The organism is Patescibacteria group bacterium (assembly GCA_024654625.1).
GTDB lineage: Bacteria > Patescibacteriota > Minisyncoccia.
The window spans coordinates 1-2916 of the sequence record JANLHB010000023.1; the positions used below are offsets into that span (position 1 = coordinate 1).

The following is a 2916-nucleotide window of genomic DNA, read 5'->3' on the forward strand; positions in this document are numbered from 1 at the left end:
AACCCGGCGGGGTTAAGCGGGGTAAATATATCCTGCTGCGAATGAAAGAACCATTTTATCTCAGCATAAAGGAGGGAATTTATCTCAGTGCTATCGATCAAAAGGGCTGATTATAAGCAGTCTGTTATTTTCAATGGCTTCTTTAATTTCTGCAGGCCACCGTTTTTTCATGCCCCTTGCCAGGACAAGAATTATGGGTTGATTACCTTTTAGTAAGATATTAAAAACATCCTTTTCTATCCGGCTGTGGAAACCGGAGATAACACATTCTCCTTTATCCTTCTTCTTTTTCGCCCAGTCCAGTGATTTCAGGATGATATCGGAAGGGCATTTTCTCGAACAGAGAAAGGCTGTTTTATGTGTGTTCAGAAGTTTCTGATTTCCAAATAATTTCAGGTTCATGGATAGAAATAATAACTACAAAAGAGACCACGAAAGACACAAAAAGACACGAAAATAGTCCTTTCGTGTAATTCATGCCTGTCAGTATTTTTTAACGGCCGCTGTCCATATTATCTATTATCAAATAATTCTTATCATTGCATCCTATCGTAACTGCTTGAAATTACAGGCCTAATCCAGAAAACACTTTTAAAACTCTTTTAAAACTCTTTTAAACAGGAGACCATTTAGAATACCCGTTATTACGTATTATCCCCTTGATTCTTAATGTAGAGAGCAAGTTAGTAACCTTGTTTTTTTTCTGAGATTCAGTTAATATGTCAGGCAATATACCTTTTGAAGCAGCAGGAATTTGGAACATAACTATACGGCCTTCGGGTAGATGCAGTTCATAGATTTCAATAAAAGAAATACGATTGATGGTTTTATTGGCTAACTCCCCTTTAAGGTTGTCAAGATCTCTGCGGTTATGGCGGAACCGGCTGCCAACTATTGTTCTTCCCTTATCCTTAATCCCGAAAATAAGCCATGCGTATGGTTTGCCTTTGAGGTTTGCCTCATTTGAAAGAGCAGAAAAATATTTGCCCAGCTTATTAGAGTCATAACTATTCCTGGCCTCTTTAAATTCAAAGACCTCCGTTTCCGCAGGCAGTCTGCGAAATTTCTCCAATTTAATTTTCAATTCTTCTTCCGTCATACGTTATAGTACCTTTATCTTTCCTGTTACGGTTTCACTTATTCATCTCCTGCCTCATCCTCTCCAGACAGAGCTTTGCCCACCTGTCTGCGTGCAACCTGAAGGCAGACGCACAGGCAGATGCGGTATTTGATGCCTGTGCTAAGCCAGGCCGAAGGGATGAAGTCGAGTTCTGCTTCAAAAAACCTGTCTGCGTAAGACGCACAGGCAGGCAAGCGCTGGCCTTATTTGCAAAAAAATTCTTTTAAATACACATATCTCTTCTTAATCACTAATCAAGGTGTGACGTCATGACACCCTATAATAAACTTTGTAATCTCATGCAATATATCCTTTATATCCATAATAATATTGCCTGTCAGTTCGGATTCAATGATTTTGCCGTCATGTGCATGGAAATGGTGAGGGTGGGTTTTTATTTTTGGGTAATGGGGAGAATTGTCCCATCTAATAATAGGTGTATTACTAAAGAGCTGATAAGAATATAAAATCTGTTCTTTTGTCTTCAAATACCTTATCTCAAGCTTATATTTCGAAGGGATTAATCTGCATCGTATCTTATAAATACCACTTTCATGAATCTCATCAATGGTTTTTATTTCTACCTTTGATACAAATTCACTTTTTTTGAGGCATGCAATAACTTCCAGAATGTTAAGCATTTGACTCACTATCAATAACCTCTTTTAATGCCTCATTCCATGAATTTTTCATTTCAATTGCGCCGTTCCATTCCATCCAGACATCTTCTGATTCTGGAGTTGCCCTGTTTTTCAGATCCTTTGAGAAAGTGTCAAAATCCTTTCCGTATTTCTTTTGATACGTTTTTATAGTCCTGTCGTAGGCCTTTATCTTACCTTCTATCTGGTTAACCACGATATCTTTCAGAGCAACTGTTTCGTCTTTATACGCCCCGGAAAGAACCAGGGGTTTAATTAAATTCTTAAGTATTTTTTCCGTTTTCATCCGTTCCATCTCCTTTCTGTCTCTAAAATGTTTCTGGTAAATTTTCGACTCTATCATTATACAGCTTTCTGCTTCCTTTGCACACCATTCATTTTCTTAACGAATTCAGTAAACCACAAAATACTTAAAAAACACGAAAAATAGTATTTTAGTGTAATTCATGCCTGTCAGTATTCTTTAACTACTTTCTCCGCTGAGCCTGGAATGAAGCTGCCGAGATTAGTAAATATCAATTGATCTTCCATTTCAACAACATTAATGCGGCCACCTTTTGTGTAATCCTGATGTGCAATGCAATTGTTTATAGCTTCACGGATTACAAACGGTTCGTATTGGTCAACCTCATCAGGGAATAAAGTGCCGTCTTTGATATAGCGGTATTTGACTTGCCTGCTCGCAGCGCGCAAGCAGGCGTCGTAGTTGCCGCCTGTCCTGAGCCAAGCCGAAGGGATGAAGCCGAGCTCTTCTTCAAAAAACAGTCGCTGTCCCTAATTTGCCCCGTTTAAGAATGGTATTTCTCCAAAATACTCTTTTAGTTTATCAGGATTTTTAAAAAGTGTTTGATAACGAAAAACATTATCGTTCCCATGGTCAGGATTTATTCCTTTGTGCCCTCTCGTTTCACTTCTAAATTTTCTTTCATTCTTTTTGGTGCTTAATGTGGCGAAAAACAGGTTTTGCAAAATTGCCTGATAATAGGTTAACCCCTCCGGCGATAAATCTTTTAACCGATGGCTTATTGTTTCGTTATCAAACACCGATTTTTACAAGTAGTCAAACCGCCATAATAACCACCTAATAAATGCTGTAGTTTTTGCCAGGTCAAAATAATCAACAATAACTCTCCTTTT

Annotated in this window: 5 protein-coding genes and 1 pseudogene; all 6 read right to left on the bottom strand. The window is 38.2% G+C overall.

All coding sequences use genetic code 11. From position 1 onward, the window contains the following. Positions 1-90: 90 nt before the first annotated feature. On the bottom strand, positions 91-402 hold the full coding sequence (locus NUV40_02560) for a hypothetical protein (protein MCR4342766.1): 312 nt from the start codon (positions 400-402) through the stop codon (positions 91-93). A 211-nt stretch (positions 403-613) separates the two neighbouring features. Then, positions 614-1099, bottom strand: a complete 486-nt coding sequence (locus tag NUV40_02565; GenBank protein MCR4342767.1) for an ATP-binding protein — start codon at positions 1097-1099, stop codon at positions 614-616. Between the two features lie 275 nt (positions 1100-1374). After that, a complete protein-coding gene (locus NUV40_02570; GenBank protein MCR4342768.1) occupies positions 1375-1761 on the bottom strand; it encodes a DUF6516 family protein in 387 nt (128 codons plus the stop codon). Then, positions 1754-2122 (bottom strand): hypothetical protein, encoded by a 369-nt coding sequence (locus NUV40_02575; GenBank protein MCR4342769.1) that lies wholly within the window; start codon positions 2120-2122, stop codon positions 1754-1756. The genes NUV40_02570 and NUV40_02575 overlap by 8 nt, the downstream gene beginning before the upstream one ends. A gap of 122 nt (positions 2123-2244) precedes the next feature. Further along, positions 2245-2457, bottom strand: a pseudogene (locus tag NUV40_02580) (transcriptional regulator). A 96-nt stretch (positions 2458-2553) separates the two neighbouring features. After that, complete coding sequence (locus NUV40_02585; protein ID MCR4342770.1) at positions 2554-2823, bottom strand: hypothetical protein; 270 nt, start codon at positions 2821-2823, stop codon at positions 2554-2556. Between the last annotated feature and the right edge of the window lie 93 nt (positions 2824-2916).

Excerpts from the sequence above, each read along its gene's own strand:
- NUV40_02560 (MCR4342766.1), bottom strand. The coding sequence starts at position 402 with ATGAACCTGAAATTATTTGGAAATCAGAAACTTCTGAACACACATAAA.
- NUV40_02565 (MCR4342767.1), bottom strand. The coding sequence starts at position 1,099 with ATGACGGAAGAAGAATTGAAAATTAAATTGGAGAAATTTCGCAGACTG.
- NUV40_02570 (MCR4342768.1), bottom strand. The coding sequence starts at position 1,761 with ATGCTTAACATTCTGGAAGTTATTGCATGCCTCAAAAAAAGTGAATTT.
- NUV40_02575 (MCR4342769.1), bottom strand. The coding sequence starts at position 2,122 with ATGATAGAGTCGAAAATTTACCAGAAACATTTTAGAGACAGAAAGGAG.